Here is a 23,941-nt window from a genome sequence, read left to right on the forward strand (position 1 = left end):
TATTCCGCGCTGCTTGGCATGCGAGAATGGTCATAAAACCGGAACTGACCCGTAAACAGGTGACGCAATGGATAATATCGGACAATTGAGTAATAGTTTTGAGCAGATGCGCAGGACTATCTGGCAGGCCTGTCACCCAAACCACGAAAAAAGAGGGATGCCTGCCGACGTATGCGGCAGGCATCCCTGCAAACCTCGCTTGCGCGTTCGGCGAGGCGGCGTCAGTACTTCTCCATGATGAGCGGCGAGGCGATGTACACCATGATCTGGTCGGTGCCCTCCGCGATCTGGTTGCCGCGGCAATCCTGCCACAGCTGGCTCACCCGCGCGCCCTCCGTGTATCCCATGCCGCCGAGTATCTGCATGGCGCTCGATGCCACCTCGGTGGCGGCGTCGGGCACGTAGCGCTTCATGAGCGCCACCGACAGGCGCTCGTCGGGGCCGCCGTTGTCCACCGCCAACGCAGCCCGGTACAGCATGGAGCTCATATTGTAGATGCTCACTTCCATGTCGGTGAGCATCTGCTCGATCTGCTGGAAGCGGCCGATCTGCACGCCGAACGCCTTGCGGCTGCGCGCGTGCGCCACGGCGTCCTCCATGGCTGCGCGCGCCATGCCCAGCGACGACGCGCAGGTGAACACGCGGCCGAATTCCAGCAGGCGGAACAGCTGGCGGAAGCCTTCCTGACGTCCGTTCAGGCGATAGGCCGGCGACAGCTCCACGTTGTCGAACACGAGCGTGGCGAACGGCAGCATCGACTGGCCGATCTTGTTGATGGGGTACGCGCTCACACCCTTGAGGTCGCGCGGCAGCAGCCAGAACGTCATGGGCGGGTACTTCCCCGGCGCCTCGCAGTCGCGGTCGATGGCCGCCACCATGATATAAGGGGCGTACTCGCCGTTGTTCACGTAGGTCTTGCGCCCGTTCAGGATGAGGTGCTCGTCCACCGTGCGCGTGTACGTCTGCATGTTCATGGCGTCCGAGCCCGCCTCCGGCTCCGAGATGGCCAGCGCGAACAGCAGCCGGCCCGTCTCGCGGTAGTCCTTCAGCACGTCGGCGAACTCGCCTTCGTCGGCGAACTGCCGCACGATGGAGAGGTTGAACAGGTCGTTCTGAAACGGCAGCGTGGCGCCGGCGCACCTCGACAGCTCCTCGATGATGAGCGCCTGCGAGCACAGGCTGAACGTGCCGTCACCGTCCTCCAGCTCTTCGAGCCCGAAGTACAGATCCACGAACCCCTTCGCCACCTCGTCGGGAAGACCCTGGTCGCGACGCCATTGGTGCACGTGCTCGGGGGTGAACGTCTCCTCGCCGAAGGCGCGGAACGCTTGCACGAGCTTGCGCTGCTTGTCAGTCAATTCGAAATCCACGTGGTGCCTTCTTTCCTCCGAAACGCCCCAGCGCCCGCGTGCGTTCCCGCAGACCCTGCAGCGCTGCAATCAGGGATTACTTGTTACCAGTATACTGAGACAGCCCTACCGCATCACCCCCAAATCGGCCGAATTAACCAAAAGCATGGACGGAACCGTCGATTTGCACCCACACTGCCCGGCATATGGCCAACAAATCGGTGAACCTGTGAGTGAAACCCTCTGGGCATGACAAAAATAGTGAGCGACCATCAAGTATAAATAATTGTCCATGGCAACAAATATTAGAGTATGTGAGTATAACGACAGGAGAAAACCACCCACCATAAAGGAAAGGAGAACCGTCGTATGACCGTCACTGAGAAACTCAATGGCTACGGCCCGCTTGCGGGCATCAAAGTGGTCGAGATGTGCACGTACGTCGCAGCTCCCGCAACCGTCAGAGTATTGTCCGAAATGGGCGCCGAAGTTCTGAAGATCGAATCGTTCGACGGCGATATCCAGCGCACGCAAGGTCCGGGCTTCGGCTGCGATCTGACCGACACCGAGGATCCGACCATCGACCTCAACAACACCAACAAGAACTGGATCTCCCTCAACTTGAAATCCGAGGAAGGTCTGGCCATCGCGAAGAAGATGATCGGCGAAGCAGACATCTTCATGAACAACATGCGCACGGCCGCCCTGGAGAAGCTGGGCCTCGACTACCCCACGCTGTCCGCCGAGTTCCCCGGTCTTATCTGGGCTCAGATGCGCGGCTACGGCGAGTTCGGCGAGTTCGCACACTCCCCCGGCTACGACGCTGTGTGCTGGGCTGCCCGCGGCGGCGTCGCGGGTACCTTCTGCGAGAAGGGCACGTCGCCGGCCATTCCTCCCCAAGCGTTCGGCGATTACAACACCGCGACCATGATGGCCGCCGGCATCTTGGGGGCGCTGGTGAACAAGCTGCGCACGGGCAGGGGCGACAAAGTCGTCGTCAACCTGTACCACTCCGCCATCTGGGGCGGCAGCATCGCCGTGTGCGCGCAGCAGTTCGGCGCCGACTACCCGAAGACGCGCAAGGACGTGCCGAACCCGTTCAACAACACGTACAAAACCGCGGACGACAAGTGGATCTACATCTGCCAGCCGCAGCATAACCGCTATTACAACGACATGATGAAGATCATCGGCCGCGACGACCTGGTCGACGATCCGCGCTACGCCACGGTTGAGAACCTCAAGGAAAAGCACCTGCAGCCGGAGCTCATCGAGATCCTCGAAGGCGGATTCGTCCAGAAAACGCTCGACGAGTGGCTGCCCATCCTGGCCGAATGGCAGGTGCCCAGCCAGAAGGTCTTCCGTTACACCGACATCGTCAAGGACGAGGAGGCGTACGTCAACGACGCTATCCGCAAGGTGAACTACCAGGCCTTCGGCGAGCGCGCGCTGCCCACCACCCCGATCCGCTACGCGAACTTCGGCGATCCCCCGGTGGTGCTGTCCAAGCCCATCGGCTACCACACCGCCGAGTACCTGCACAAGTACGGCTACACCGATGAGCAGATCGCCGAGATGGAAGCCGCCGGTGCCGTCAAGTGCTATCACGGCGAGGAAGTGCCGGACGTCATCTTCAAGTCCGAGCGCCAGCTCGCCGGCGAGGCTCCCTGCAACTGGTAGACCTCCGACCGCCAAAAGAACCGCAGCGGATTGCTGCGGTTCTTTTTTTGCGCCGGGCCCCGTCGCCCGCTTTGGCTGAAGCGCCTGCGGCTACCCCAGGCGCTTCAGCAGCTCGACCATGTCCTCGCCCAGCTGGCGGGCGTAGGCGAACGCCGTCGCGTCGTCCTGGACGCGGCGCCAGCGGATGCGGCCCTCCTCGTCCAAACCGGCGAACTGGGACGCAGCCGTGCCGTTTGCCTTCACGGGCCCCTTCGGACGCGGATGAACGACCAGCATCTCATGAGTGGCGAAGAAGCGGTCCAGCACGCCGAGCGTCTCCTCGGCACCGCAGTCGACGAGCCCCGACGTGGTCACTGCCCCGCCCGCCTTGCCCTTGAGCGCGTTGGCGACCATATGCAGCGGGCGCGTGCGGTCGATGAACGTCTTGGTGCGTGCCGACACGTTCGCAAAGTAGTCCGGCGAGCCCACGATAATGCCGTCGGCCGCCTTCATCTTCGCCACGAGGCCGTCCATGTCGTCCGACAGCGTGCAGGCCGGCTTCGCCAAGCAGGCGTTGCACCCGATGCAGTAGCCGATGTCCAGCCGGGCGAGCTCCACGAGCTCGGTCTCGGCCCCCGCTCCCTGCGCCGCGTCGAGCGCCGCTTGCAGCAGGGCGGCCGTCCCCTTGCCCGGCCGGTGGCTTCCGTTGATGGCCAGAATGCGCATGTTCTCGTCCTCTCTCTAAATGCGAAGCGCCCCCGACCCGCAGAGCGGTCCGGGAGCGCCAAAACGCGGGCGCGTGCGCGCGCCGTGCGCCTTACAGGTTGTGGAACTGGTACTTCTCCGGGTTGTCCTTCACGTCCTGCTTGTTCTTCGGGTTCATCTTGCCGACGCCCATCTGACCGTCGTTCGTGTTGGAGGCCAGAACCTGGTTGCGGTTCTCCATCTTGACGACGTTCTCGAAGCTGGTGCCGTCGAGGGAGGCCTGCAGGCACTCCTTCGTGAGGCGCAGACCGAACGGGGCGGTGGCGTCGCACATCTGCTGAGCGAATGCCACGGCCTCTTCGACCACGTCGTCGTCGGCGACAACCTTGTTGGCGAAGCCCCACTCCAGCAGCTTCTCGGCACCGAAGCGGTTGGGGTTCATGAGGATCTCGCAGGCGCGGGCGTAGCCGACGATCTTCGGCAGGAAGAACGCGCCGCCCATGTCGGTGCCGGTGTAGCCGATGGACAGGTAGCCGGCGTTCATCTTGAACGACTCGCCCAGCACGCGCATGTCGCACGCGCAGGAGATGGACAGGCCGCCGCCCACGGCGTAGCCCTTGAGGGCGCCGATGATGGGCTGCTCGCAACGGCGCATGTTGATGATCTGGTCGGAGCACATGCGCTGCATGATGTAGAAGTCGCGCTGGATGCGGCCCATGTCCTCGGGCGGATCGAGCGCCAGGTCGTTCAGGTTGAAGCCGGCGCAGAAGGACTTGCCCTCGCCCGTCAGCACGATGACGCGGCAATCCTTGTCCATGCGCACCTTGATGAGGAAGTCGTTGAACTCGGCCATCTGGGCGTACGACATGGCGTTGAGGTTCGCGGCATCGTTGAAGCTGCACACGTACACCGGGCCGCGACGGTCGATGATGAGCTTCTCATAGTCGTACTCGAACTCCGGCAGATGGTAATCCTCTTGATACACGCTCATTGGCACTACCCCTTTCCCTGTGGTTTCATATCATTCGCTTCTTAGGCGCCGCGTCGGGGACGAGCGCTCGGCGAGGCCGTGTTCACGACCCTTCTTTATGATCGCCCCAACAACGCGATTAATCTACGGACAATAGACTGATACTGTCTAAGATATGAAATGCTCAGCCAACATATCCTTAATTTTGTCCTATTAATTGCAGAAAACGGGAACGAGAACCTTTGAGACTCATGTTCCGATCAAAAAGATAACCTCATCCAGTCCTGCGCTGTCCATAATGAAATATATTCTATGATCAGGCTTTTTTTCTATCGATAGACTTTGGCTATCGACGCATAGGAAGTTCCTATCGGTATACCCACAAATACCGATCATCGACCATCATCTTCGGGTTTACAATAAATGGCACGAACCACGACGTGCGAGCATAGAGCATGTCGCCCGGCGCATCGCGTCAACGCGCTGAGCCGGACACGAGGGGGCCCGTCGAAGCGGGCAGCAGATCGAGTTCATGCGGAACATCCGGCGGGGGACGTCGGGTGAGAGAAGCGAGCTGTCATCAAGAGAGGACTCAGGGGCGATGATTACCGATCTCAAAATCAATGCGGAGAGAAAGCAATTCTACTACGAGAAAGGATACTGGACCGAGAAGACCCTCGGCGACGTATGGGCCGACCGCGTCGCCTCCCATCCGGAGCGCACGTACGTCAGCGACGACCAGGGATCGTCCTACACGTACGGCGAGATAGACGACAAGGCGGCGCGCCTGGCAGCATGGCTCGTCGAGCAAGGGGTGGCCCCCGGGGACGTGGTCACGTTCCAAATGCCTACGTGGGCGGAGTTCTGCATCGTCTATGTGGCAGCCCTCAAGGCCGGCGCGGTCATGCACCCTCTTCCGCGCAACTTCAACGACGCCGACCTCGTCTACGGCATGAACCTCGTGGGCTCGAGGGCGTTCATCTGCCCCACCAAAGTGGCGAAGGTCGACTTCGAGAGCCAGATTTTGAGCATCGTCGACCAGATACCGACGCTGGGACCTGTGGCGCTCGTGGACAAGGCGGCGCCGAAGCACTCCGAGCTGCCCACGGTCGCGGAGATATGCGCGCGCTATGAGCCAATTGAATACCCCCCCCCCATCACGTCTGACGACGTAGCCTGCATCCTGTCCACGTCCGGCACCACGGGCAAGCCCAAAGCGGTGCTGTTCACGCATAACAACCTCATCTTCTCCGAGCGGTCGTTCGTAAAGGGTACCGAGCGAACGGCGGACGACGTCATGTTCATGGCATCCCCGCTCAACCACGCCACCGGGTTCTTCCACGGCCTCATCTCCCCCATGATCCTGGGCGGGCGCACGGTGCTGCAGCAGGACTTCCGTCCCGCGCAAGCCATCGAGCAGATGAACCGCGAGGGCTGCACCTGGTCGATGGGTGCGACGCCGTTCATCTACGACATGCTCAAGTGCATCGAGTTCGAGGACGGCCCGCGGTTCGAAACACTGCAGCTGTTCCTCTGCGGCGGCGCACCGGTGCCCGGCAACCTCGTGCAGTGCGCGCACGGCCACGGGGTCATGCTCGCCGAGATATACGGGTCGACGGAAAGCTGCCCCCACATCTTCGTGCCCCCCGCGAAATGCCTCGAATGGAACGGAGCCTGGTCGGGCATCCCCTTCCCCGGCATCGAGGTGCGCATCGTGGACGGCGACCGCAACGACGTGCCGCGCGGCGAGCAGGGCGAGGAGATCTCGCGCGGGCCGCACCAGTTCGTGGGCTACCTCAACGCCAAGGAGCGCACCGATCGCGCGCTCGACGACGACGGCTGGTTCTACAGCGGCGACCTCGGCTACATGGACGAAGAGGGGCGCATCCGCATCAACGGGCGCAAGAAGGAGATCATCATCCGCGGCGGCGAGAACATCTGCGCGCGCGAGATCGACGACGATCTGATGGGGTGCCCCGGCGTGGGCGAGACGGCCACCATCGGCATGCCCGACGAGCGCCTGGGCGAGCGCATCTGCACCTTCGCGGTGCCCGTCGACGAGCGTCGCCCCACCGTGGAGGACGTGACGGCCTACCTGGCCGAGAAGCACGTGGCCAAGCGCCTGTGGCCCGAGCGCATGGAGTACATCGACGAGATCCCGAAGACGGCCACCGGCAAGGTGAAGCGCTTCGAGCTGGCCAAGGAGCTGGCGAAGCGCATGGAGAACGAGTAGGGAAACAGAGAAACCGCAGACGATCCGAAGAAGGCCGGGGCAAGCGCCCCGGCCTTCTCGCATGCAGAGGCATCGACAGGGTGTCATCCTGAGCGGAGCGCGAGCGAATCGAAGGATGACACCCTGTCGCGCCTCCTGCGCTCAGGACGGCAGCTTGCCGGACTGCGCGAGGTATTCCAGCTGGGCTTGGATGTTGATGCGCGCGGCCGGATCGAGGCGCGCGTCCACGTCCTGGTACACGGCCTCGATGATGCGGTCGACGTCGAGCCCGGCGCCCGCCTCCGAGGCGGCGCGCACGCGCTCCAAGCGATCGAGGCGATGACGGTAGACCCGGTCGATGGCTTCGAGCGGATGATCGATAAGCGGCCCATGGGCCGTCAGCAGGCGCGCGACGTTGCGCTCGACGACCGTGGCGCGCAGACGCTCGAGGCTTTCCAGGTACGCCGCCAGGCTGCCATCGGGCCAGCAGATGAGCGTGGAGCTTTGCTTGAACAGCATATCCCCCGTCATGACGGACGCGTCGGAGGGCATGAGGAAGCCCACGAGATCGCTCGCATGCCCCGGCAACGGAACCGCTTCGAGGCGCGGCGCGCCGGCACCGAGATCGAGCGGCCCGTCGGGCAGCGTGCCGCTCCGGCGCGACAGCACCGGCGCTCCCGTCATCGCCGCGAAGCGCTCGGCGCCTTCCGCATGGTCGGCATGGTCGTGCGTCAGCAGGACGGCGGCCACCTCGTGCCCGTCCTCGGCGCAGGCGCGCTGCACGGCGCGCAGATGCGGCGCGCTGTCAGGGCCGGGATCCACCACGACGCACGCGGGCGAGCCCGGATCGGCCAGGATCCAGGTGTTCGTGCCGAGGTACGTGAGAGGCGACGGGTTGTCGGCGAGGATCACGCGCGCATGAGCCGACACGCGCCGGCTTCCCCACGAAGCCCGACCCGTCGCGACGACGGGGCGCTGCATCACGGCAGCCTGCATGTCAGCACCGCCCTTCCCCCTTCGCGCACGGCGGGTTCCAGCATCACGCGGCCCGTCTCCTCCACGCCTGCCGCGAACGACTCCACGCCGGGCGCATGCAGGAGGTGCGCCAGGTTGTAGGCCGTCGGCGGCACGAGGCGCACTAAACCCTGCGCGGCGCGGTCGAACATGGCCTGCGGATCCACCCATCCGGCACGATCGGCCTCGCTGGTGCGGCTGTCGGGCTCCTGCCCTGTGGGCGCGAGCGCGGCGAAAAAGTAGGTGTCGTAGCGGCGCGGCTCGAACTCCGGCGTCAGCCAATGCGAACGCAAGCCCAGCAGATCGGCGCGCAAGGCGAGGCCGTGGCGCTTCAGCACGTCGGCGAGCGAGGTCTCGTGGGATACGAGCCGGCGGCGCTCCTCGGCCCATGCGGGCTCGGAGGCGTCCAGCGAGCAGACGCCGCGCTCGTCGCCGGCCAGCAGCACGCCGCACTCCTCGAACAGCTCGCGGGCGGCCGCCGTCACCACGCGGCGCGCCACGTCGGCGCTGGTGCCCATGCGACGCGCCCAAACCTCCTCGTCGGGGCCGATCCACGAGCACCGCGCGCCGTCGTCGGCGGGATCCACGCCCCCGCCCGGGAACACCACGGCCTCCGGCACGAACGCCATCGTCGCCGCCCGGCGCAGCATGAACACCTCGCGCGGGCTGCGCACCAGCATTACCGTGGCCGCCAGCCGCGGCACGGCCGGAGCCGTCCCTGCGGCGCAGAACCCCTCGTAGGCGCGGGCCAGCTGCTCGCTCATCGGCACTTCGAGCATCTCGCCCGACCTCCACGCGTTCATAGCCCCGCCTCCTTGCGCATGCATACCATCCAGCTCGGTTCGCCCCTTCCGCGCGACGCGCGGAAGGAGTTTTCCTCATGGTATCACCGCGACAGAGCCAGCGCGTCGGACAACAGCTCGGCGATGTCCCGTACCGGCAGGGCATCGTCCTGGGACGCCAGGCCGTCTTCCAGCATGGACAGGCAGAACGGGCAGGCGGTGGCCACGGCGTCCGCACCGGTGTCGCGCGCCTGCTCGGCGCGCAGGACGTTCATGCGCCGCCCCTCGCGCTCCTCGAGCCACATGCGCCCGCCGCCCGCGCCGCAGCAGAAGCTCTTCTCGCGCGTCCGCTCCATCTCCACCACCTGGGCGCCGCACGCCTTCACCACCGCACGCGGCTCGTCGTACACGTCGGCGTAGCGTCCCAGGTAGCACGAGTCGTGGTACGTGACGCGCTCGAACGCCGCCTGCGCGCCCGCCCGCTCCGCGCCCGGCAGCCTCCCTTCGGCCACGAGCCTCTCGAGCAGCTGCGCGTGCCGCACCACTTCGAACCGGCCGCCAAGCTGCGGGTAATCGCGCTCCAGCGCCTGGGCGCAGTGCGGGCACTGCACGATGATCTTCTTCGCGCCGTAGGCGTTCAGCGTCTCGATGTTCTCGGTGGCAAGCTGGTAGTACAGAAACTCGTTGCCCATGCGCCGCGCCGCGTCGCCGCAGCACTTCTCCTCCGGGCCGATGACGGCGAAGTCCACGCCCGCATGCCTCAGCAGCGCCACGAGGGCGCGCGACACCTTGCGGTTGCGCGCGTCGTACGCTCCCGAGCAGCCAGGCCAGTACACGTACTCCGCCTGCGGACGGTCGGCCAGCGTGGGCACGTCGAGCCCCTCCGCCCATGCCATGCGGCTCTGCCACCCCAAGCCCCACGGGTTGCCGTTCGTCTCGAGGTTGCGGAAGGCCGCCTTAGCCTCCGACGGGAACGCGCTTTCCATCGACACCTGGTAGGTGCGCATGCCCACCACCTTCGGCACGTGCTCCAGCAGCGCCGGGCACGCCTCCATGCACGCGCCGCACGTAGTGCACGACCACAGCGCCTCGGGCGCGACCACGTCGCCCACGAGCGCCTTGTCCAGCACGGCCCGCTGCTCCTCGGTCGGCTCGAACGCTTCGCCCGCCGCTTCGGCCCGACGCTCGGCGCGCACGAGCGGCCCGCGCTCCCCCAGATGGGCGTCGAGCGCCTGCATCAGGTCCTTCGGCGACAGCGGCTTGCCGCTTCCGTGCGCAGGGCACACCGTTTCGCAGCGGCCGCAGCGCACGCACGCCTCGGCGTCCAGCAGGTCCTTCCATGTGAAGTCCTCCAGCTTTCCCACGCCGAACTCTTCCAGCTCCTCGTCCTCGAGGTCGACGTAGGACAGCGTCCCCTTCGGCTCAAGCGGACGGCAGTACACGGTGGCCGGGACCAGCAGCACGTGCACGAGCTTCGAGTACATCCAGTACGCCAGGATCCCGAAGGCGATGGCCATATGGAACCACCATAGAACCTGGTGCGCCGTCGACACCTGGGCGGCGCTCAAGCCTGCGAACAGCGGCGCGAACAGATTGCCGATGGGCGACCACGCGGCCCACGGATCGTTCGTACCCACGATGCGCAGCCCCTCCACGACGAAGCCCGTGACGCCGATGACCAGCAGCCATGCCAGCACAACGATGTCGGCCGGCTTCGTCTCGAGCGACGGGTTCCTGCCGGCCGCCCGCCGCACGATGCAGGCGACCATCGCGATGCAGAACGCCAACCCCGCGATATCGGTGCCGAGCGCCAGCACGTACAGGTAGTAGTCGCCCTTGGCGATGTCGAGCCCCAGGTCCACCTGCACCGCATAGCTCGCCGTGGCCACCACCATGACGGCCATGCCCACGTACATCCCGAGGTGCGCGATGCCGACGCCCCGCTCCTTCACGACGGTGACCTGCAAGAGCGCGTCCACGAACGCGCCCTTCAAGCGCTCGAGCGGGCGATCGCCGCGCTCAAGCGGTCGGCCGATCTTCCACAGGCGGTAGCGCCGCCAGAAGAAGTACGCGGCGACGACCAGCACCAACAGGAAGCAGGGGTACACGAGCCACGACCCCTCGATGTTCCACAGCGCCTCGCGCGAAGGCGTCGCCGCATCCATGCTAGGACGCCTTGCCCGCGCGGAAGGCCTCGGTCAGAAGAGGCACCGCCTCGAACAGGTCGGCCACGATGCCGTAGTCGGCCACCTTGAAGATGTCGGCCTGCGGGTCGTTGTTCACGGCCACGATGCACTTCGACGCCGCCGCGCCCGCCATATGCTGGATGGAGCCCGAGATGCCGCAGGCTATGTAGAGCGAAGGCGCGACGGTCTTGCCCGTCTGTCCCACTTGGAACTGGATATCGGTCCAGCCCTCGTCCACCGCGGGGCGCGAAGCGCCTACGGCGGCGCCCAGCACGTCGGCCAGCTCCTCCACGAGCGCGAATCCCTCCGCGCCCTTCGTGCCGCGCCCGCCCGACACCACGATGTCGGCCTCGGTCAGCTCCACGCGGCCCGACGCCCGGCGCACCACGTCGGCCACCGTCTGGCGCACGTCGCCGAACCCGTCGACGTGCTGCATGAGCACCGGAGCCGTGCGACCCTCGACGGGCGCGTCCGGTTCGAACGCCTTCGGGCGCACGGTGACCACCATTGGCCGCGCATCGGCGGCGAACGCCACGTCCGCGAGCACCTTGCCCGAGTACGGCTCGCGCGTGAACACGAAGCCTTCCTGCGCGTCGGCCTCGATGCCCACCACGTCGGCGACGAAGCCGGTGCCCAGGCGCTGCGCGAGCACGGGAGCCACGTCGAGCCCGGTGGCTCCGTCGGCGAGCAGCAGCGCCTCGGGCTGCCGTTGCGTGATCAGCGTCTCCAGCGCTGCGGCGTAGGCGTCGGTGGTGTAGGGATCCAGCGCCGGATCGTCCAGCACGAGCACGGCGTCGGCTCCCGCCGCGCCGAGCGGGTCGAGATCGACCTCGCCCAGCCCGCTGCCCAGCACGACGGCCGACACGTCCCCTCCGGCCTCTTCCGCCATTCGGCGGGCGGCAGCCAACATCTCGAACGTCACGCGCGGAAACGTCCCGTGCTTCGGCTCCGCGTATACCCATACTTCTGCCATGGATGCTCTCCCTTCCCGTCCTACCAGACCTTGGCTTCGGTTTCCAGCAGCTCCACCGTGGCGGCCACCGCTTCGGCGACCGTCTCGCCTTCCACGATGCGACCGCCCTGGCGCGCGGGCTTGGGGCGGTAGCGCACCACGCGCGTGCGGCGCGCCCGAGGATCGACGAGCGCGTCCTCTATGCCGAGGTCGGCCAACGTCCATACGGTGACGGGCTTCTTCTTCGACTGCATGATGGCGCGCACATTGGGATAGCGAGGCTCGGCCAGCCCCTGCTGCGCCGTGATCACGGCCGGCAATGCAACGTCCACCACGGCCACCCCGTCGTCGATCTCGCGGGTGGCGTGCGCGACGCCCGCCGCAGGGTCGACGTCGAGCGCCGTGACCACCTGCACGCACGGCAGGCCGCGCAGTTCCGACAAGCGCGGCATCGTCTGCGCGCCCGCCGTGTCGGCCGACTTGCAGCCGCCCAGCACGAGATCGGCCGGCACGCGTTCCAGCGCGGCGGCCAGCACGCGCGCCTTGACGGCAGCGTCCGCCTCGGCGAGCGCCGCGTCGTCGACCAGGTAACCCGCCGACGCCCCCATCGACAGCGCATGGCGCACCGCCGGCACGGCCTCGTCGCCGCCGACGCACACGACGGACACGTCGCCGCCGTGCTCCTCCGCCAGCTGCACGGCCCGCTCCACGGCGAACTCGCTGTACGGGTCGATGACGAGCGTCTGCCCCTCCGTGAGCGCCCGCCCTTCGGCGTCGACGCCCACCTCCGCTTCGGTGTCGACGGTTTGCTTGATGCAGACTGCGATGTCCATAGCCGCTGCCCTCCTCGCTTTCGCGTGCGCCGCCCTGCGACGCCGCACTCCTCCTAGTATTCCTTCAGCACCGATTTCGCGATAAGCGAGCGCTGCACCTGGCTCGTGCCCTCGACGATGGTGAACGACTTCGCGTCGCGGTAGTAGCGCTCCACCGGATAATCCTTGCACAGGCCGTAGCCGCCGAATATCTGCACGGCCGTCTCAGCCGCTTTCACCGCCGCCTCCGAGCAGTACACCTTCGCCACCGACGCCGTCTTCATCATCGTCTGGATGTCGCCGCCGAACGCCGATGCCGCCTGGTCCAACAGCAAGCGGGACGCTTCCAGCGTGATCTCCATATCGGCCAGCATGAAGCGGATGGCCTGCAAGTCCGCGATATGCTTTCCGAACTGGATGCGCTCCTTCGCATAGGCGGCCGCGGCCGCGAGCGAGGCGGCCGTCACGCCGGTGGCCAGCGCCGCCACGGCCAAGCGGCCGCGGTTCAGCGTGTGGTGCGCGATGGCGAACCCGTCGCCCACCTCGCCCACCACGGCTTCGGGTCCCACGTGCATGTTCTCGAAGTACAGCTGGGAGGTCACTGAGCCGCGCAAGCCCATCTTGTCCTCCTTGCGGCCGATCACGAGGCCGGGCGTGTAGCGGTGCACGATGAAGCACGACGGCTTCGACTGCCCGTCCTCCACCACGCGCGCGAACACGGTGAACCAGTCGCCCACCGCTCCGTTCGTGATGAATATCTTGCCGCCGTTGATGGTGTAGCCATCGCCGTCGGGCAACGCCGTCGTGGAGATGGCGGAGATGTCCGAGCCGGCGTTCGGCTCGGTCAGCGCGAAGCAGATCTTCGCCTCGCCAGCCGCCAGCGCGGGAAGGATGGCACGTTGCTGCTCGGCGGATCCCGAGAACACGAGCGCGTCGGACCCGATGGCCGATATGAGGATCATGAGCGCCACGGCCGGCGATTCGCGCGCGATGCGCTCGATCACCTGCACCCAGCAGTGCATGCTCACTTCCACGCCGCCGTGCTCCTCGCCGTAGGCGAGCGCGAACAGCCCCTGCTCCACGAACAGCTCGTAGATGTCCTGGGGAAACTCGTCCTCTTCGTCGATGGCAGCCGCACGCTCGGCCACCACGTCGACGCACAGGTCGTCCACCATAGAAAGGATCATGCGTTCCTCTTGCGTCAGCTCGTACATGCAGCCCCTTCCCCGCGCGAAACGGCCGCCGCACCCGGAAGGGGCGGCGATCCATTCCTATTTCCTATTGATTCCCCTTTAAATAATAGGTTCCGTCTATCGCTTGCCTACGGTCAAAACGACCTCCCTGGGCATATAGACTGGTCAAACGAGTTTGTTTGTTGGCCTTCATGTCATCCAACTCGTCGATTTCGCAAGAACTCGACGGTTCATCACACCTGCGGAATTCAAAACCGCACACTCGCGGCAAAATAGCCGGTCAATCCGCGCCGACGCTGCTCTATGATCTTTACAGCAAGAAACCCCGCGCGAAGGAGCATCCCATGGCCGGATCGGTACGGCAGATCATAGAAGTCCCCTGCACCGTCGAGGCGCTCGAGCGCTCGGAGGCGCTTTCGCAGCTCGCACCCGAAGCGTTGACCGCGCTCGGCGCGGAATCGATCGACGGCGACGCCCTCGGCGTCGAGGCGGCGGCCCGCGTGGACGCCGCAATCGAGGCGTGCCTGGCGGCCTACGACCCTCGGGGCGTGTACAAGCTGTTCAACCCCGCCATCTGCACGCTGCCGCCCGAGTACTCGGAGCCGGCCATCAAGCTGGTGGGCACCATGATGATGTTCCACGGCCAAAGCGTCTACGAGCGCCTGCGCCGCGCTGCGCACTGCGCGCTCATGGCCGTGACCATCGGCCCCGACAACCCCGCCGCGCTGCCCGCCGACGCCGACGAGCTCGACCGCGCGCTGGCCGACGCCTGCGCCCGAGCGCTCGTGGAAAGCGCGGCCGACCACGTGAACGCCGCCATCGTGGCCGCGGCTATGGAAGAGGGCCTCTACACCGACGATCGCCTGAGCCCCGGCATGGGCGACTTCCCGCTGGACACGCGCTCGCAGTTCGTGTTCTACACGCAATCCGAGAAGCGCCTGGGTCTGAAGCTGGGCAAGGACGGCGTCTTCGAGCCGCGCTACAGCACGGTGGGCGTCATCGGGCTCTACGACCCGTCGCACAAGGGCCGCAAGCGCGCCTGCGGGCGCTGCAAGTACCGCTCGTACTGCTCCATCCGCGCCATCGGCATGACTTGCCACGGCGGCAAGGGCTCGTTCAAGTAGAACCTGCCGGCCCAGCCCGATATCCCGAGCGGGCGCTCCGCTCGGGACGACACGCAAAACGCCCCGGCCGAAGCCGGGGCGTTCTTTCTTGCTTGTTGCAGCGTCGGGTTAGATCGTGTACAGGTAATCGGGATCCTCGACGACCTTCGCGTACTCCTTGAGGATGCCGCGACCGGAGATGTGCACCATGATCTCCACCGTGCCGCCGCCGATCTGGAAGCCGCGGCAGTCCAGCATGAGGCGGGACACGCGGGTCTCGTCGGTGAAGCCGAGGCCGCCCATGAGCTGCAGCGCGCGCGAGCAGCAGTCGGTGAGCGCCGGAGCGCCGTAGCGCTTGAGCATGGCGGCGTCGTTGTTCACCGGGATGCCGTTGTCCATCTTCCAGCAGGTGCGATACAGGAAGTTACGCGTGTTCGAGAGCTCGATCTGCATCTCGACGATGTGCTCCTGCACGAGCTGGTAGGTCTTGATGCCCTTGCCGAACTGCATGCGCTCGTTGGTCCAGGCGCACGCGTCCTCCATGGCGGCCTGCGCCTCGCCGAGCAGCTCGGCCAGAAGCACGCAGCGCTCCCACTCGAAGTTCTTCATGAGCTGGTAGAAGCCCTTGCCCTGGATGCCCAGGAGGTCGGTCTCGTCGATGACCACGTCGTCGAAGTGGATCATCGCGAAGGGCATGATCTGCATGCCGATCTTGTTGAGCGGCTCGATGGTGACGCCCGGCGCGTTCGCCGGCACCAGGTACATGGACATGTTCTTGTTCTCGCGAGACGGATCCTCGTCCTTGCACACCACGATGAAGCCGTCAACGTGCTCGCCCTGGGTCACCCAGGTCTTCACGCCGTTGATGTGCACCTTGCCGTCGCCCGTGCGGGTGGCCAAGCACTCCATGCCCTGGTTGTCAGAGCCCGCTTCGGGCTCGGAGATGGCCAGGCAGTACGGCGGGTAGCCGTTCTCCTTGTAGTAGTCCATCGCGAACTTGATCTGCTCCGGCGTGCCGAATTCGCACACGTCGAACATGATGAGCAGGTTGGGAGCCATGGGGATGTTGCCGCCGGCATGGTTGAGCTCTTCGATGATCATGGCCATCGTCTGATGGTCGACGGGCTTTCCACCGTGTTCCTCGGGCAGGCCGTACATGCCCCAACCCGAATCGACCCACGCCTTCGCCACTTCGGGAGCGATGCCGCGGTTCTTGTAGCCGGCCGCGATGACCTCCTCCGTCAGGTTCTCCTTGGCCCACTCGCGGATGCCCTTCTTGATGCGGAGCTGTTCCTCGGTGTATGCGAAATCCATGCTTCCTCCTTAACGTTTTCCCTATATTCGAAACACGCAAGCGTGTTTGAACCCTTATGCGGGATGCCGACCTTGCAGCGATGCGGCATCTCCGCTTCGATCCGGGAGCACGCGGTCAAGCGCGCTCCCGGCAGTGCCCGATCGTTCGCGCCTACAGCGCCATCGAAGCCTGGTAGCCGCCCTTGACGGCCTCAAGAGTGCGGTAGACCTTGCCGGCCGGCGTGGTCGCGTCGCCGATGAGCTTGGCGTTCGGGAACGCCTTCGCGATCTCGTCGTAGAGCTTGGTGTTCTGCTCGACGCCCAGCGACGTGAGCACGGTGTCGCACTCGATGAGCTGCTCTTCGCCGGTCTCCACGTTCTGAACCTTCGCGCCCTTCTTCGTGACCTCGACGAGCTTGGTCAGCGGCATGAGTTTCACGCCCTTGGACTTCACCAGGTTGATGGTGGGGTTCTTGTCGATGATGCCGATGCCGTTGCCCATCTTCTTGGCCTCTTCGATGACCGTGATCTCACGGTTCTCGCACATGGCCTCGGCAACTTCCAAGCCGGCGAAGCCGCCGCCCACGACCACGACGCGCTTGCCCACGATGGCGGTGGGGCCGGATGCCATGTTCAGGCCCATGCGCATGAAGCCGACGGTGCCGCCCTGCGCCTTGATGGCCGCCACGGCCGCCTTCCACAGCATGCCCTTGCCCTCGGGCACCTTGCCCGCGCACATCTCCTTGATGTCCTCGGACTTCACCACGTTCTTGCCGTCGATGCCGGGCACGTCCAGCGAGATGATGCCGCCGCCGGGCGAGACGATGACCTCGTCGGGGTTGAGCGCCTTCACCGTGTCGACGTCGACGTAGGTGTTCAGCTTCAGCTCGATGTTCGGGTGCAGCTTCATCTCCTCGTTCCAGTAGGACACGAGCGGCTCGATCTTGGCGTTCAGCACCTGCGCCATGCCCAGCAGGCCGGCGACGCGGTCGGACTTGTCGAGCACGGTCACCTTGTGGCCGCGCACGGCTGCGACGCGAGCGGCTTCCAGGCCGCCGGGGCCGGCGCCCACCACCACGACGTGCTTTTTCGCCTCGGCCGGCTTGTCCTCGGGCAGACCCACCTCGACGCCTTCCCACACGTTGGCGTTGACGGAGCACTGGCAGGGCTTGCCGATGAAGATGTTGTCCAGGCAGCGGCTGCACACGATGCAGGGGCGAACCTGCTCGGGATGGCCCGCGGCCACCTTGGCGGCCGTGTCGGGATCGGCGATGAACTGGCGAGCCATGCCCACCGCGTCGCCGTAACCCTGGGTGACCACCTTGTCGCACATGTCGAGCGTGTTGATGCGGGTTCCGGGGAACACCGGTTTGTCGGTGACGGTCTTCACCTGCTTGGCGAGGTCGATGAACTCGCCTTCGGGAACGATCTGGTTCGCCACGGGACGCGGAGCCTCGTGGAAGCCGGCCTGCACGCTCCAAGCGTCCACGCCGTGCTTCTCGACGATCGGGATGATCTCGAGGGTGTCCTCGATGCGGTTGCCGTTCGGCATGAGGTCGTCGGCGGAGATGCGCACCAGGATGGGCATGTCGTCGCCGCAGGTCTTGTGGATCTCGTCGACGATCTCGCACAGGAAGCGGGCGCGGTTCTCGGCGCTTCCGCCGTACTCGTCGGTGCGATGGTTGGAGTACTTGGACAGGAAGCGCATCACCATGTAGCCGATGCCGGCATGGATCTCGATGATGTCGATGCCGCTGTCCTTGGCGCGCTTGGCCGCTTCGCCGTACTGCTTCACCACGACGGCGATCTCTTCTTTGGTGTATTCGCGCTCGGGCATGCCCACGAACGGGCCGCTGGGAACGTCTTTGGACGGAGCGTAGGACAGCAGCGGGTCGGAGCCGCTCGCACGCCACTCGTAGCACAGCTGCAGCTGCGCGGCCACCTTCGCGCCATGCTTATGGCACGCCTCGGCGACGCGCTGCCAACCCGGGTTGAACTCGTCGGACCAAATGCCGCAGGCTCCGGTGGTGGTGTGATACTTCGGCTCGGTATCGAAGCAATCGCAGATGTACGCGCTGCCGACCTCGATCAGGCCCACGCCGCCCTTGGCGCGCTGCTCGTAGAAGTCCACCAAGTCGTCCGAAATATGATAGTTGTCGACCTTCTCGATCGTCATGGGCAGCATGACGAACCGGTTCCTGATCTCCACCCCGCCGATGCTGAACGGTTCCAGCAGCTTCTGATACTTTGCCACGATGCAAACCCCTTTCCGCTTTTGAACAGTGCCAAGCGTCTCTCTGCGCGATTGGCGCGAGGTCGATCCGTGCGAACTATCCCTCTCGAAGAGCACGGTTTCCTCGTTGCCATCATTGTAGGCTCCGCAAAAGGACGATACGATGGACAGAATTTCCATATTGGTAAGTCATCGTGAAAAAAGTCTCCCAATATTGCTTAGGATGAGTCTCTTTTTACCAGGAATATCCCCAAATCGCCCCTTCTCGACCGGAAGAGTCGAAGTTTATCACTGCACATATTTTGAAGTTTGTCCTAGAAATGTACGAAAACGCGACGTATAATAGCCGTGGCACAATCATCATTACCGAGAGCGAGGCCCGACTCCATGAACGCGCTCAGCACGATGCTCCTCATCGCCGACACCTTCGTCGCGCTATGCGACGAGATGCCGCTCAAGAAGGTGTCCATCAGCGACATCATCGAGCGAACGGGAAAGAACCGCAAGACGTTCTACTACCACTTCGAGAACAAGGACTGCCTTATCACGTGGATCTTCCGCTACGACCTCGGTCAGGAGCTCAAACGCCGCTTCCCCGAAAGCACGCTCGTGTACGAGACCGGTGCGACCGACTCCTCCGCGCAGTTCCCCTTCTACATCCTGCAGAAGTCGGGCGTGCGCTCGCTCGATCACGCCGAGTTCTTCGACTGCTTCGCCCATGTGCTGGAAGCGAAGCGCAACTTCTACACCCAGGCTCTCGCCGACACGAACCCCTACTCGCTGCGCAACTACCTGTACCACCTGTACCTGCCCGCGCTGCGCAACGACATCGACCTCATCTTGGCGAACCGCTACCTGCCCCAGGAGAACATCCAGTTCTTGGCCGAGTTCTACACCTGCGCGTTTCTGTACTACTTCATCCGCAAGTGCGACCAGCCCGGCGCCGATCGGCTGACCGGGCAGGCCGGCCCCTTCGCCAACATCATCCACAGCTCCCTCGAGGCGCAGATCAAGGAAGCCCAGCTTCGCCGCAACCTGTAATTCATTCGCACCCTGCCATCCTGAGCGGCGCTAGCGGGAAGACTCGCGGCTAGCGCCGCACGAGCTCCTTCGGCTCCGCACCTTCGGTGCTGCGCTCAGGATGGCAGGGTGCGGCGCGCATTCAGGCGAGGAACTTCGGCGGCAGCGCGCCCGCTCCCAGCTCGCGCACGGCAGCGCTCATCGGCTGCAGGTGCGCCCCCACGAGCATCTTCGACGTCGCGTGCGCCAAGAGCCTGCCTTCGGCGTCGCGCAGCTCCGCTTCACATAGGCACATGGTGCGCCCGCGCTTGACGACCCGACCCTCCACGACGACCAGTCCCGGCCCCGACGCACGCAGGTTGGACGCGTTCAAATCGACTGTGGTAAAGCCTTCGTCCTCGTCGAGCGAGCAGTACAGCGCCCAGTACGCAGCGCAATCGAGAAGCGACGCGTACGCGCCGCCGTGCGCGCCGCCGAACGCGTTGAGGTGCTTGCGCTCCAACACGGCCTCGACCGTGCACGCCCCCTCCGAGAGCGCCGTCAACCTGATGCCCAGCAGCTCGAAGTACGGCGAACGGTTGATCAGCTCCATCACCGCATCCACGTGCCTCGGATTCACCTGCGCCATATCACGTCCTTCCCTCGACGCCCTGCGTCGCTGCGCTTGCGCGGACTTTCTTTCATGGTAGCAAGCGAGAAGATGCAGCGACATGGGCAAACCCCGCCGTTCGAGTCGTTGTCGAACGCCCGCGGATCGCAGCACCTCGGGCGCGCCGGCCTGCCCCCTCCCGAAAACGACGGCGGCCCGTCCGAAGACGGGCCGCCGCTGCCGGTTCGCTTCGCGCGCTAGCGACGATGCTCCTGCTTATCGTTGAGCAGGCGGTTCAGCGCGTTGAGGTAGGCCTTCGTGGACGAGACGATGATGTCGTTGTCCGCGCCGCGGCCCGTGTACACGCCGCCGTCGGGCGCGGTCACGCGGATGGTCACCTCGCCCAGCGCGTCGATGCCGCGCGTGACGGACTGCACCGAGAACTCGGTCAGCTCGTTGTCCACCTGCACGATCTTGTTCACGGCCTTGTACACCGCGTCGATCGGACCCGTGCCGTACTCGCAGGCAGTGACCACCTGGTCGGCCGCGTTGCGCAGCGTGACCGTGGCCGTCGGGGTCAGCGGGAAGCCCGTGCTCACCTGCACGCCCTCAAGCGCGTAGAGGGCGCTCTCGTTGCGGTCGCGCTCGTTCACGAGGCTCTCGAGGTCCTCGTCGTACACTTCCTTCTTCTTGTCGGCCAGGTTGAGGAACGCCTCGTACACCTGGTCGAGCGCCTCGCCCTCCAGCTCGTAGCCCAGCTCCTCCAGACGGTGCTTCAAGGCCGCATGCCCCGAGCGCGCCGTGAGCACGATCTGGCTCGTGCCCGCGCCCACGTCGGCCGGGTCGATGATCTCGTAGGTGTCGCGCTTCTTCAGCACGCCGTCCTGATGGATGCCGGAGGAGTGCGCGAAGGCGTTCGCGCCCACGATGGCCTTGTTGGCCTGCACGTTCATGCCGGTGATGGACGACACGAGGCGGCTCGCCTTAATGAACTCGCGCGTGTTGATCTCGGTGCAGGCGTCCAGCTCGTCGCCGTGCATCTTGATGCCCATGACCACTTCTTCCATGGCCGTATTGCCCGCGCGCTCGCCCAAGCCGTTGATAGTGCATTCCACTTGGGTTGCACCGTTCTTCACGCCAGCCAGCGACAGCGCGGTGGCCATGCCGAGGTCGTTGTGGCAGTGCACCGACACCGTGGCCTTCTCGATGCCGTCCACGTGGTCCATGAGGTACTTGATGCGCGCGCCGAACTCCTCGGGCAGCGAGTAGCCCGTGGTGTCGGGGATGTTCACCACCGTGGCGCCGGCCTTGATGACGGCTTCGATGACGCGCACGAGGAAGTCGTAGTCGGAGCGGCCCGCGTCCTCGGCGTAGAACTGCACGTCCTCGACGAAGTTGCGGGCGTACTTCACGCACTTGACCGCACGCTCGACGCACTCGTCCTCGGTAATGCGCAGCTTGTCGCGCAGGTGGCTCGGGCTCACGCCGATGCCGGTATGGATGCGCGGACGCTTGGCGTACTTGAGCGCGTCGGCCGCGGCGTCGATGTCCTTCTCCACCGCGCGCGTGAGGCCGCACACCGTTGCCTGGTCGCCTGCGAGCTCCGCGATGCGGCGGACGGACTCGAAGTCGCCGGGGCTCGAGATGGGGAAGCCCGCCTCGATGACGTCCACGTTGAGCCGGAGAAGTTGACGCGCCACGACCAGCTTCTCCTCGGTGTTCATGGAGGCGCCCGGCGACTGCTCGCCGTCGCGAAGCGTCGTATCGAAGATGTTGATCTTGCGCGTCATATGCGTGTTCCTTCCTTCTCGGCTCGATATAGTTTGACTATCATAGCAAATATCCCAAGCGCTCTTCTCGGAATTCGCCCCGAACGCACCAACAAAAGCGGGAAAACGACGGGAAGACGCCTGACCCGAAAAAGGCTCGGCAAGCGCGGGGATCGCTTGCCGAGCCGTGATGCCGCAGCGTGCTCGGAGAGGAGGTCGCGCACGCTAGCAGGAGGGTGAGCTCGCTTTCGCGTCGGCCACGCCGTGGGCAGCCGCGTCGGCGTCGATGAGGTCGGTCGGCTTCGCCTTCATGATGAAGCGCTCGACGAGGATGAGGAAGGCCAGCGCGCCCAGCGCGATGACGCCGAGAAGCACCGCATACTCCACCCAGGAGGGCGCGTACCAGCTGGTCGCCGCCCACACGTCCATGCCGGAGGTAGCGGCCGACGTGCCGTCGATGAGACCCGGGCCGCCGAAGGTGTTCGGCGTGATGAACGAGCTGAACAGCAGCCACACGCGCTTGCAGAACACGCCCACCACCACGCACGCCGAGGAGAACACGATGAGGCCGGTCTTCTGGCGGTTCTTCGCGAACACGAGGATGGTGAACGGGATGAGCACGCCCACGATGATCTCGATCCAGAAGTACGGGGCCGTGGCGCCGAAGAACATCTGGGACAGCACGTGCCAGCCGCCCTCGGAACCGGGATAGCCCGTGGTCAGAAGCTCGCAACCCACCATGTAGCCGTCGACGGCGATGCAGGTGGCCAGAAGGCCCGCCAGCATGCCCATGAGCTTCTTCGACGTCTCCCAGATGCCGCGGCGGTTCATCCACGCCAGCGCGATGAGCAGAAGCGCCAGGCCGGAATCCATGGTCGAGGCCACGAACAAGGGGCCCATGATGGCCGAATGCCAGCCCTCGCGGGCGATCTGCAGGCCGAATATCCACGCCGTCACCGTGTGCACGAGGATGGCGATGGGCAGGGCGAAACGCGACACGATGGCGATCTTGGACTTGTCGGCTCTCTTCGAGGTCATGAAGTACAGGTAGACCAGGTTGATGACCAGGTAGCACGAGATGACGCAGATGTCCCAGAACAGAGGCGAGATGAAGTTCGGGGAAATGATCAGGTTGAAGATGCGCGCCACGCCGCCGAGGTCGAGGATGACCAGCAGGCCCGCGCAGCAGATGCACACCGTGGACACGCACACGGCCGGCAGCGCCACCTTCTTGAACTCGGTGACGTGGAAGATCGATGCCGATGAGGCCACGATCAAACCGCCGGCGGACAAGCCGACGAAGAACATGAACGCGGCGATGTACAGGCCCCAGGAGGTGCCGTTGTTCATGCCGGTCACGCCCAAACCGAACATGGTCTGGTAGATCCAGGCGGCCGCCCCCGCGGCGGCGATCACGGCCAGAACCACCATGACCGGACGGGAGATTCGCTTCGTTTCCATCTGGGCCCCCTTACGCGTTGTAGTAGCGGAGCTGCGGGCGGGTACCGAACTCCTCGAGAAGCTGATAGGCCTTGTTCTCGCGCACGACCTTCGAGATCTCGGACTCGGGATCGTCCAGGTCGCCGTAGACGCGGGCGCGGCCCGGGCACACGCGCACGCACATCGGGATGTCGCCGCGATCGGTGCGCTCCTTGCACAGCGTGCACTTCTCGGCCACGCCCTTCGGGCGCACCGGCACGTCCTTGTCGCCGTAGTTCCAGTTGGGGTCGCGCTCGGGCTCGTTCCAGTTGAACACGCGGGCGTTGTAGGGGCAAGCGGCCATGCAGATGCGGCAGCCGATGCACTTGTCGTAGTGGATTTCCACGCGACCCATATCGTCTTTGTACGTGGCGCCCACGGGGCACACCTTCAGACAGGCGGGGTTTTCGCAGTGCTGGCACGCCACGGGGATGTAGGTGCGGCTGAGGTCGGGGTACGTCCCCTGCGCGCCGTCGGCGGTATCCACGCCGTCGGTCTCCACGCGGATGTACAGCATGTTCATGGGTATGTTGTTCTGCATCTTGCAGGCGTTCGCGCAGGTGTTGCACCCGACGCAACGCTCAAGGTTGATGGCGATGCCAAGCTTGGTCATGATCGCTC

The 23,941-nt window shown here is 65.1% G+C and carries 19 protein-coding genes; 4 read left to right on the forward strand and 15 right to left on the reverse strand.

Going from position 1 to position 23,941, the window contains the following annotated elements:
* Nucleotides 1–221: 221 nt before the first annotated feature.
* The gene (locus ELEN_RS09260) at nt 222–1,370 is read right to left on the reverse strand and encodes an acyl-CoA dehydrogenase family protein (protein WP_009304338.1); all 1,149 of its coding nucleotides are present in this window, start codon (nt 1,368–1,370) and stop codon (nt 222–224) included.
* Between the two features lie 348 nt (nt 1,371–1,718).
* On the opposite strand from ELEN_RS09260, the gene ELEN_RS09265 reads away from it, so the two are divergent.
* The gene (locus ELEN_RS09265; RefSeq protein ID WP_009304337.1) at nt 1,719–3,029 is read left to right on the forward strand and encodes a CaiB/BaiF CoA transferase family protein; all 1,311 of its coding nucleotides are present in this window, start codon (nt 1,719–1,721) and stop codon (nt 3,027–3,029) included.
* Between the two features lie 90 nt (nt 3,030–3,119).
* Here the strand turns inward: ELEN_RS09265 and ELEN_RS09270 are convergent, their stop codons facing one another.
* Together ELEN_RS09270 and ELEN_RS09275 are read right to left on the reverse strand one after the other, a co-directional pair.
* A complete protein-coding gene (locus tag ELEN_RS09270) occupies nt 3,120–3,734 on the reverse strand; it encodes a flavodoxin family protein (RefSeq protein WP_009304336.1) in 615 nt (204 codons plus the stop codon).
* A 91-nt stretch (nt 3,735–3,825) separates the two neighbouring features.
* On the reverse strand, nt 3,826–4,704 hold the full coding sequence (locus ELEN_RS09275; protein WP_009304335.1) for an enoyl-CoA hydratase/isomerase family protein: 879 nt from the start codon (nt 4,702–4,704) through the stop codon (nt 3,826–3,828).
* Between the two features lie 580 nt (nt 4,705–5,284).
* Here ELEN_RS09275 and fadK point away from each other — a divergent pair.
* Nucleotides 5,285–6,916, forward strand: coding sequence for a medium-chain fatty-acid--CoA ligase (gene fadK / locus ELEN_RS09280; RefSeq protein WP_015760811.1), 1,632 nt, complete (start codon nt 5,285–5,287; stop codon nt 6,914–6,916).
* Between the two features lie 141 nt (nt 6,917–7,057).
* Here fadK and ELEN_RS09285 read toward each other — a convergent pair whose 3' ends face one another.
* From ELEN_RS09285 to ELEN_RS09310, 6 genes are all read right to left on the reverse strand, one after another.
* Nucleotides 7,058–7,891, reverse strand: a complete 834-nt coding sequence (locus ELEN_RS09285; RefSeq protein WP_009304332.1) for an MBL fold metallo-hydrolase — start codon at nt 7,889–7,891, stop codon at nt 7,058–7,060.
* Nucleotides 7,876–8,712, reverse strand: coding sequence for an NUDIX hydrolase (locus ELEN_RS09290; protein WP_015760813.1), 837 nt, complete (start codon nt 8,710–8,712; stop codon nt 7,876–7,878). The genes ELEN_RS09285 and ELEN_RS09290 overlap by 16 nt, the downstream gene beginning before the upstream one ends.
* Nucleotides 8,713–8,795: 83 nt before the next feature.
* Nucleotides 8,796–10,856 (reverse strand): heterodisulfide reductase-related iron-sulfur binding cluster, encoded by a 2,061-nt coding sequence (locus tag ELEN_RS09295; protein ID WP_009304329.1) that lies wholly within the window; start codon nt 10,854–10,856, stop codon nt 8,796–8,798.
* A gap of 1 nt (nt 10,857) precedes the next feature.
* A complete protein-coding gene (locus tag ELEN_RS09300) occupies nt 10,858–11,850 on the reverse strand; it encodes an electron transfer flavoprotein subunit alpha/FixB family protein (RefSeq protein WP_009304328.1) in 993 nt (330 codons plus the stop codon).
* Between the two features lie 20 nt (nt 11,851–11,870).
* On the reverse strand, nt 11,871–12,662 hold the full coding sequence (locus ELEN_RS09305; RefSeq protein WP_009304327.1) for an electron transfer flavoprotein subunit beta/FixA family protein: 792 nt from the start codon (nt 12,660–12,662) through the stop codon (nt 11,871–11,873).
* 53 nt (nt 12,663–12,715) lie between these two features.
* The gene (locus ELEN_RS09310; protein ID WP_015760814.1) at nt 12,716–13,855 is read right to left on the reverse strand and encodes an acyl-CoA dehydrogenase family protein; all 1,140 of its coding nucleotides are present in this window, start codon (nt 13,853–13,855) and stop codon (nt 12,716–12,718) included.
* Nucleotides 13,856–14,178: 323 nt separating this feature from the next.
* Here ELEN_RS09310 and ELEN_RS09315 point away from each other — a divergent pair, with 323 nt between their 5' ends.
* Nucleotides 14,179–14,958: a phage tail protein gene (locus ELEN_RS09315; protein WP_009304325.1), complete on the forward strand. Its 780-nt coding sequence runs from the start codon at nt 14,179–14,181 to the stop codon at nt 14,956–14,958.
* Nucleotides 14,959–15,066: 108 nt separating this feature from the next.
* On the opposite strand, the gene ELEN_RS09320 is transcribed toward ELEN_RS09315, so the two are convergent.
* Both ELEN_RS09320 and ELEN_RS09325 read right to left on the reverse strand, forming a co-directional pair.
* Nucleotides 15,067–16,251, reverse strand: coding sequence for an acyl-CoA dehydrogenase family protein (locus tag ELEN_RS09320; RefSeq protein WP_009304324.1), 1,185 nt, complete (start codon nt 16,249–16,251; stop codon nt 15,067–15,069).
* A gap of 151 nt (nt 16,252–16,402) precedes the next feature.
* Nucleotides 16,403–18,484, reverse strand: a complete 2,082-nt coding sequence (locus tag ELEN_RS09325) for an oxidoreductase (protein ID WP_009304323.1) — start codon at nt 18,482–18,484, stop codon at nt 16,403–16,405.
* A gap of 366 nt (nt 18,485–18,850) precedes the next feature.
* Here ELEN_RS09325 and ELEN_RS09330 point away from each other — a divergent pair, with 366 nt between their 5' ends.
* Nucleotides 18,851–19,504: a TetR/AcrR family transcriptional regulator C-terminal domain-containing protein gene (locus ELEN_RS09330; RefSeq protein ID WP_009304322.1), complete on the forward strand. Its 654-nt coding sequence runs from the start codon at nt 18,851–18,853 to the stop codon at nt 19,502–19,504.
* 121 nt (nt 19,505–19,625) lie between these two features.
* Here ELEN_RS09330 and ELEN_RS09335 read toward each other — a convergent pair whose 3' ends face one another.
* The 4 genes from ELEN_RS09335 to ELEN_RS09350 form a co-directional block, all read right to left on the reverse strand.
* Entirely contained in the window at nt 19,626–20,111 is a 486-nt protein-coding gene (locus ELEN_RS09335) for a PaaI family thioesterase (protein WP_009304321.1), read from the reverse strand.
* 218 nt (nt 20,112–20,329) lie between these two features.
* The gene (locus ELEN_RS09340) at nt 20,330–21,862 is read right to left on the reverse strand and encodes a 2-isopropylmalate synthase (RefSeq protein WP_009304320.1); all 1,533 of its coding nucleotides are present in this window, start codon (nt 21,860–21,862) and stop codon (nt 20,330–20,332) included.
* A gap of 204 nt (nt 21,863–22,066) precedes the next feature.
* Nucleotides 22,067–23,302, reverse strand: a complete 1,236-nt coding sequence (gene nrfD, locus ELEN_RS09345) for an NrfD/PsrC family molybdoenzyme membrane anchor subunit (RefSeq protein WP_015760816.1) — start codon at nt 23,300–23,302, stop codon at nt 22,067–22,069.
* 10 nt (nt 23,303–23,312) lie between these two features.
* Nucleotides 23,313–23,933, reverse strand: a complete 621-nt coding sequence (locus ELEN_RS09350; protein WP_015760817.1) for a 4Fe-4S dicluster domain-containing protein — start codon at nt 23,931–23,933, stop codon at nt 23,313–23,315.
* Nucleotides 23,934–23,941 lie beyond the last annotated feature (8 nt).

The sequence above is a fragment of the Eggerthella lenta DSM 2243 genome (assembly GCF_000024265.1).
Classification (GTDB): domain Bacteria; phylum Actinomycetota; class Coriobacteriia; order Coriobacteriales; family Eggerthellaceae; genus Eggerthella; species Eggerthella lenta.

What these genes read in the sequence shown, in the direction of transcription:
- ELEN_RS09275 (WP_009304335.1), bottom strand. Translation starts at nt 4,704, where the DNA reads ATGAGCGTGTATCAAGAGGATTACCATCTGCCGGAGTTCGAGTACGAC.
- ELEN_RS09285 (WP_009304332.1), bottom strand. Translation starts at nt 7,891, where the DNA reads ATGCAGGCTGCCGTGATGCAGCGCCCCGTCGTCGCGACGGGTCGGGCT.
- ELEN_RS09310 (WP_015760814.1), bottom strand. Translation starts at nt 13,855, where the DNA reads ATGTACGAGCTGACGCAAGAGGAACGCATGATCCTTTCTATGGTGGAC.
- fadK (WP_015760811.1), top strand. Translation starts at nt 5,285, where the DNA reads ATGATTACCGATCTCAAAATCAATGCGGAGAGAAAGCAATTCTACTAC.
- ELEN_RS09350 (WP_015760817.1), bottom strand. Translation starts at nt 23,933, where the DNA reads ATGACCAAGCTTGGCATCGCCATCAACCTTGAGCGTTGCGTCGGGTGC.
- ELEN_RS09295 (WP_009304329.1), bottom strand. Translation starts at nt 10,856, where the DNA reads ATGGATGCGGCGACGCCTTCGCGCGAGGCGCTGTGGAACATCGAGGGG.
- nrfD (WP_015760816.1), bottom strand. Translation starts at nt 23,302, where the DNA reads ATGGAAACGAAGCGAATCTCCCGTCCGGTCATGGTGGTTCTGGCCGTG.
- ELEN_RS09315 (WP_009304325.1), top strand. Translation starts at nt 14,179, where the DNA reads ATGGCCGGATCGGTACGGCAGATCATAGAAGTCCCCTGCACCGTCGAG.
- ELEN_RS09320 (WP_009304324.1), bottom strand. Translation starts at nt 16,251, where the DNA reads ATGGATTTCGCATACACCGAGGAACAGCTCCGCATCAAGAAGGGCATC.
- ELEN_RS09335 (WP_009304321.1), bottom strand. Translation starts at nt 20,111, where the DNA reads ATGGCGCAGGTGAATCCGAGGCACGTGGATGCGGTGATGGAGCTGATC.
- ELEN_RS09300 (WP_009304328.1), bottom strand. Translation starts at nt 11,850, where the DNA reads ATGGCAGAAGTATGGGTATACGCGGAGCCGAAGCACGGGACGTTTCCG.
- ELEN_RS09265 (WP_009304337.1), top strand. Translation starts at nt 1,719, where the DNA reads ATGACCGTCACTGAGAAACTCAATGGCTACGGCCCGCTTGCGGGCATC.
- ELEN_RS09270 (WP_009304336.1), bottom strand. Translation starts at nt 3,734, where the DNA reads ATGCGCATTCTGGCCATCAACGGAAGCCACCGGCCGGGCAAGGGGACG.
- ELEN_RS09290 (WP_015760813.1), bottom strand. Translation starts at nt 8,712, where the DNA reads ATGAACGCGTGGAGGTCGGGCGAGATGCTCGAAGTGCCGATGAGCGAG.
- ELEN_RS09330 (WP_009304322.1), top strand. Translation starts at nt 18,851, where the DNA reads ATGAACGCGCTCAGCACGATGCTCCTCATCGCCGACACCTTCGTCGCG.
- ELEN_RS09340 (WP_009304320.1), bottom strand. Translation starts at nt 21,862, where the DNA reads ATGACGCGCAAGATCAACATCTTCGATACGACGCTTCGCGACGGCGAG.
- ELEN_RS09305 (WP_009304327.1), bottom strand. Translation starts at nt 12,662, where the DNA reads ATGGACATCGCAGTCTGCATCAAGCAAACCGTCGACACCGAAGCGGAG.